Source organism: Vibrio sp. TRT 21S02 (assembly GCF_050113675.1).
GTDB lineage: Bacteria > Pseudomonadota > Gammaproteobacteria > Enterobacterales > Vibrionaceae > Vibrio.
Window position 1 is genome coordinate 39513 of the sequence record NZ_JBNJOI010000023.1, and the last position, 6377, is coordinate 45889.

At 43.7% G+C, this 6377-nt stretch carries 4 protein-coding genes; all 4 read left to right on the top strand.

Annotated elements, in window-relative coordinates; genetic code table 11:
* Positions 1-7: 7 nt before the first annotated feature.
* The gene (gene glnG / locus ACQEXU_RS19935; protein ID WP_367987753.1) at positions 8-1411 is read left to right on the top strand and encodes a nitrogen regulation protein NR(I); all 1404 of its coding nucleotides are present in this window, start codon (positions 8-10) and stop codon (positions 1409-1411) included.
* 109 nt (positions 1412-1520) lie between these two features.
* Complete coding sequence (locus tag ACQEXU_RS19940) at positions 1521-4073, top strand: EAL domain-containing protein (protein ID WP_427012037.1); 2553 nt, start codon at positions 1521-1523, stop codon at positions 4071-4073.
* Positions 4074-4158: 85 nt separating this feature from the next.
* Complete coding sequence (gene add / locus ACQEXU_RS19945) at positions 4159-5163, top strand: adenosine deaminase (protein WP_427012038.1); 1005 nt, start codon at positions 4159-4161, stop codon at positions 5161-5163.
* Positions 5164-5290: 127 nt separating this feature from the next.
* The gene (locus tag ACQEXU_RS19950; protein WP_427012039.1) at positions 5291-6100 is read left to right on the top strand and encodes a substrate-binding periplasmic protein; all 810 of its coding nucleotides are present in this window, start codon (positions 5291-5293) and stop codon (positions 6098-6100) included.
* The last annotated feature ends 277 nt before the right edge of the window (positions 6101-6377 follow it).

Here is a 6377-nt window from a genome sequence, read left to right on the forward strand (position 1 = left end):
TAAGGTCATGAGCAAAGGATACGTTTGGGTCGTTGATGATGACAGTTCAATTCGCTGGGTAATGGAGAAAACCTTATCTTCAGCTGATATTAAGTGTGATACGTTCTCAGACGCAGAAAGCGTACTGTTGGCTCTTGAGCGCGAAACACCCGATGTCTTGGTATCAGATATTCGGATGCCTGGTATCGATGGGATTGAATTATTGAGTCAGGTGCACGCTCGCTCTCCCGAACTTCCCGTCATCATCATGACAGCCCATTCAGACTTGGATGCTGCCGTGAATGCTTATCAGCAAGGAGCATTTGAATACCTACCTAAGCCTTTTGATGTCGATGAGACGCTTACTCTAGTAGAACGAGCCATTGCTCATAATCAAGAACAAAAACGCAGCCATAATGAGCTCGAAGACGATGGCTATTCCGCACCGGAAATCATCGGTGAAGCACCAGCAATGCAAGAAGTTTTCCGTGCTATTGGCCGCCTTTCGCGCTCATCAATTTCCGTATTAATCAATGGTGAGTCCGGCACAGGTAAAGAATTGGTCGCGCAAGCCTTACACCGTCATAGTCCTCGAGCCCAGAAGCCATTTATTGCTCTTAATATGGCTGCAATTCCAAAAGATCTTATTGAATCTGAGCTGTTTGGTCATGAAAAAGGGGCATTTACTGGAGCGAACAGTATTCGCCAAGGACGCTTTGAACAAGCCAATGGTGGCACGCTGTTTCTCGATGAAATTGGTGACATGCCACTGGATATTCAAACTCGACTGCTAAGAGTTCTCGCTGACGGACAATTTTATCGTGTGGGTGGCCATTCCCCTATTCAGGTCGATGTGCGAATTGTCGCAGCCACACACCAAAACCTCGAAAAGCTGGTCCATAAGGGAGACTTTCGAGAAGATCTTTTTCATCGCCTCAATGTGATACGCATTCATATTCCAGCATTACGCGAAAGACGACAAGACATCGAAAAGCTTACATTGCACTTCTTAGCTTTAGCGGCAGAAGAGCTTGGTGTGGATATCAAAACACTCCACCCTTCAACCATTGAATCATTGACGCAGCTTGAATGGCCCGGAAATGTACGTCAGCTAGAGAACACCTGTCGATGGCTAACCGTCATGGCAAGCGGCAGTGAAGTTCTTCCTGCAGACTTACCTCCTGAGCTCCTACAGGAAAAGCCATCGCTGAACGCAAGCGGTGATGATAGCTGGCAACAACAACTAGCAACCTGGGCACGTCAGTCACTATCAAAAGGAGATTCTGAGTTGCTCTCTTATGCACTTCCTGAATTTGAACGTATACTTTTGGAAGCGGCACTAGAACATACTAAAGGTCACAAGCAAGATGCCGCTAAAGTACTAGGATGGGGTCGAAATACACTCACAAGAAAACTCAAAGAGCTCTACTAACCCCCATTCATACACGGATGTAAACCGCCGTGCATTAGTTATATAAATGGAATTCACGCTGGTCAGCTATTTTGACCAGCCATAATGGTGGGTATTTTTAAGAAACAGCATGTCAGCATCCAATAAAATTACGCTGAGAACAGCCGTTATTTTACCGTTTGTGTTCATTTTCATGATCACAATAGGGATTATTGTTGCTGTACAAAAAAGCAGCTATGAGGAGATGGTACAAGATATCAGTACCAAACAACTCAGCGCCCTTACCCACAATGTTGAACTGGAATTGCATACCTTCCTCGACAAACCTTTCAACGCAAGCCTCGCTTTAAGCCATAGTATCGGTTTCAACCGCCTCTATCAGCGGGGGGATACCTCTGACATCCAATCGTATTTTTTAACTAGCTTTGATGATCTCTATCGCACGATCCCACAGCTTGATGTTGTCGGTTTCGGTGGAGAAGGGACGGAATACATTGGCTTTAGAAAAGAAGCGAACAAAGGCTATACCTTAATGATACAAGATGACCGAACCCAAAATAAGTTGGTTATCTATCGAGGAAGAGAAGTCAGTCAGGATATCCGTTCGGTGGTGGAAGGCTATGACCCACGAATCCGTCCATGGTACGCCCCTGTAGCGCAAAGCCTGAAACCGATGTGGTCTTCCATCTACACCAACGTTGATGAACGTCAGGAAATCACACTCTCAGCGCTAACTCCCGTTTTCTACTCTGATAAGTTTCAAGGGGTTGTCGTCACAGACGTCAAAATTGATACCTTCAATGCCTTCCTTCGAAAGCAACAGCAACAAACTCATGCTGTGATTTATCTATTCGATAAAAACAAACGTCTCGTTGCGCATTCAACCGATGGAAGCGTTGTCTCCTGGGGAACACCACATAGTCAAAAAGGAGAGCGACTGCTCGCCAATGAAAGTACCCACCCTATAATTCAGCAAAGTGCATATTATATAGAGCAAAATCAGCTAGATTTAGCCGCCCCCCTTCATCGGTTCAATCTAAAACACGATGGAGAACGCTTCTTTCATCACATCACACCATACCAAGATGAATATGGCCTAACTTGGTATATTGGTGTGGCAATTTCCGAGGCAGATTTATTAGGAGCCCTTCCCGAAAGCCAGCGAAATAGTTGGATCGTAGGTTCTTTTGCCGGCTTTATCGGAATTTTAATCGGATTACTGGCTTTTAACCGTATTGTTGCGCCGATCACCTCGACAGCCACAGCAGCTAAACACTTAGCCAATGGGGACTGGGACAGCCATATGCCCAAGCCAGGACATATCTATGAAACTTCGATGCTCGTGTCTGCTTTTAATGAAATGGCCAACAATCTGAAAGCATCATTTAAAGCTTTACGTTCTCAGCTTTTGTACGATTCCCTTACCTCACTATATAGTCGTGAAGGGATGATCGATACCTGTGATCGTCTCGATTCTCTCAACGGATGCCTCATGTTAGTCGGGATCAACAAATTCCGTGATATCAACGACAGCCTCGGTCACTATCGCGGGGATCAGCTTCTAATCATCATCTCCGAACGCCTTAAACAGCTCTTCAATGACCAATGTTACATCGCACGGATTGGCGGTGATGAGTTTGCCATTTACCTTGCTAAGTGCCCCCCTCATGAAGAAGTAACAGGCACAGCAAGGCGTATTAAACAAATGTTTGCTTCGCCATTTAATATGGAGAAAGAAAACATTGTTGTGAGCGTATCGATTGGTATTGTCTATGAAGATAGCGCTCCGAATATGACGTTATGGCTGCGCAATGGCAGTATTGCACTGAGTAATGCCAAGCGAGATATAGCCGGAATCAGTTTTTACAAACCAGAAATGGCGGATGTTTCACGCCAACGCACTCGTATGCAGGCAAAAATTAAAGACGCATTAGAACTCAAAGAGTTCGTTCCGTTTTATCAACCCATAATCAACCTGCATACTGGTGAAGTCATCGGTTCTGAAGCGCTAGCACGCTGGATATCGCCCCATGCGGGGCTGGTGTCCCCATTAGAATTCATTCCTATCGCGGAAGAGAGTGGGTTGATTGGTGCTATTGGTGAGCAGATCCTATATCAAGCATGTTTTGATACCGTACGCGGGATCCGAGAAGGCAAATGGTCGGAAGATTTTCACCTTCACGTCAATCTGTCAGTAAACCAGCTATCGCAACCTGATTTCATTCCTATGTTACAAAAAACCTTAGCTGAAACAGGGTTACACTCTAAAAACCTAACGCTTGAAATTACCGAATCTCGCATCGTCGACAACGATCAAATCACCATTCGTAATATGCAATTAATTCGAGATTTAGGCGTCCATATTGCTATTGACGATTTTGGTACGGGTTACAGCTCACTCGCTTACCTTCATAAACTTCCTTTTGACTGTTTAAAAATCGATCGGACATTTGTCACTAAACTTGAGCAGGCAACACTCGATACATCCATCGTTGCCGCGATCATTAATATCACTAAAAGTTTAAAAGTTGATCTGGTTGCCGAAGGTATAGAAACCATAGAACAAGCGCAAATGCTTAAACAACTCAATTGTCCTCAAGGACAAGGGTTTCTTTATAGTCGTCCAGTACCTTTTGATGAATGGCCAACAGATTTGGTAAACATGAATTCAAAATCATCATAGATTGCTGTTTTTCTGTGCTCATCCTACTGACACTCTTGTCTATGATTCTTATACTTAGCGAAAGTCACATAATGGAATTACTATAATGATAACCAAAAACTTGCCACTAACGGATCTTCACCGTCACCTTGACGGAAACATTCGAACTCAAACTATTTTAGAACTCGGCCAAAAGTTTGGTGTCTCGTTACCTGCTTACGATGTTGAATCCTTAACCCCTTACGTTCAAATCGTAGAGGCTGAGCCATCGCTGGTCGCATTTCTATCTAAATTAGACTGGGGAGTTGCGGTTCTTGGAGATTTAGATGCATGTCGCCGCGTAGCTTATGAAAACGTGGAAGACGCACTTAACGCGCAAATCGATTATGCTGAACTTCGATTTTCACCTTATTACATGGCAATGAAACACAACCTCCCTGTCGAAGGTGTTGTAGAAGCCGTAGTTGATGGCGTACAAGCGGGTATGCGTGATTTTGGTATCAAAGCGAATCTTATCGGTATTATGAGCCGTACGTTTGGTACAGATGCTTGTCAGCAAGAGCTTGATGCAATTCTGACTCAAAAAGATAAGATTGTAGCTGTTGACTTAGCGGGTGACGAACTCGGTCAACCTGGCGAACGCTTTGTGACTCACTTCAAGCAAGTCAAGGATGCTGGCCTAAGTGTTACCGTCCATGCCGGTGAAGCCGCTGGTGCTGAAAGTATGTGGCAAGCCATTCAAGAGCTTGGTGCAACACGTATTGGCCATGGCGTCAAAGCAATCCACGATCCAAAGCTAATGGATTATCTGGCAGAAAACCGTATTGGTATTGAATCTTGCTTAACTTCTAACTTCCAAACAAGCACTGTAGAGTCTTTAGAAAATCATCCATTAAAACAGTTCCTAGAGCACGGTGTTTTAGCTTGTTTAAATACGGATGATCCTGCAGTAGAAGGAATCGAGTTGCCTTTCGAATATGAAGTTGCAGCCCCACAAGCTGGGCTGTCTCAAGCTCAAATACGTCAAGCACAAATAAATGGTTTAGAACTGGCCTTTATTTCTGAAGCCGAAAAACAAGCTCTAAGAGAAAAAGTGGCGAATCGAAAATAACGCGACACTAGCAACCATGATTAGCCGACACACCGTTGTCGGCTTTTTTATTACCGCCATCAACCAAACAGAGTAGTACTTCATCAACTAAGCTGTAAGAGATCTCATTTTCTTAGGAGAGTTGAGAATGCCTGCTAAAGCGGTTTTTTGGGGTATGTTACTTATATCTTCTCTTGTTCCTTTTTACACCTACAGCTGTACGCTAACAATGGGTTACCGCACTAGCGATCGTGCTCCCCTTATCGCAGCAGCACCCAACAACAACGGACTCTACAAGCATTTCTATCAATTAGTTGCTGAAAAGCTAGGGTGTGAATTAAACATAATAAGAGGCCCTAAGAAACGTATTTTAAAGCAGCTACAAGATGGCGATATAGACTTCTACCCCGGATTCAACTTCAATGAAGCCAGAGCCAATTATACGTTTTATATTGAAAATGGGTTTCCTGGTGGAGAGATCGGTATATCTCGCCAAGACCTTCCTCAGATCACCGCTCTCAAACAACTAGAGGGGTATACTATCTTACAAGCTTTAGGCTCTCCTGATTTCGTAAGAAACTTGGAAAACGTCAAGATATACACGGTTCCTGATATGTCCATTGCCAAAGCAATTGGTTTTCTAAGAAAAAAACGAGGCGATTTTTATATCTACAATCGTACATCATTGCTTTTTTACTTAAAAACACATCACATCGAAGACATTCAAGTGCATCCTAATTGTTGCGGTGGTGTTGAGCCTATCTACCTTGGTTTTTCTCGCCAATCAGTTCACTTTAAAGAACAGCCTAATTTAGACTTTGACCAGAACGGTAACTTCAGTCCAAATAACTTCCCAACTAAACTCGAAGAAGCTTCTTTAGCATATAAAATGATGCAAGTTTTACTGCAGATGAAAGAAAGTGGGGAAACCGAAGCTATCTACCAGCAATACTACTGATAAACATGCTGGGATGGGAATAATCACGAATAGGTAGGGATTAACGGCTAACAGACTCACGAACTTCGGCTGCTGTCTTAAACTCCTTTACCTGCCAACATTTTTAGCCTTACTGCAATGAACCCTTCCTATAGTTCTTCCTCTTTTCTGTGTAACAAATAGAAAAAAACCCGCTAGATAACTAGCGGGCTTCTTTAATAGTGGCGGAGAGATAGGGATTTGAACCCTAGATACGCTATTAACGTATGCCGGTTTTCAAGACCGGTGCTTTCAACCA

What these genes read in the sequence shown, in the direction of transcription:
- glnG (WP_367987753.1), top strand. Translation starts at nt 8, where the DNA reads ATGAGCAAAGGATACGTTTGGGTCGTTGATGATGACAGTTCAATTCGC.
- add (WP_427012038.1), top strand. Translation starts at nt 4,159, where the DNA reads ATGATAACCAAAAACTTGCCACTAACGGATCTTCACCGTCACCTTGAC.
- ACQEXU_RS19950 (WP_427012039.1), top strand. Translation starts at nt 5,291, where the DNA reads ATGCCTGCTAAAGCGGTTTTTTGGGGTATGTTACTTATATCTTCTCTT.
- ACQEXU_RS19940 (WP_427012037.1), top strand. Translation starts at nt 1,521, where the DNA reads ATGTCAGCATCCAATAAAATTACGCTGAGAACAGCCGTTATTTTACCG.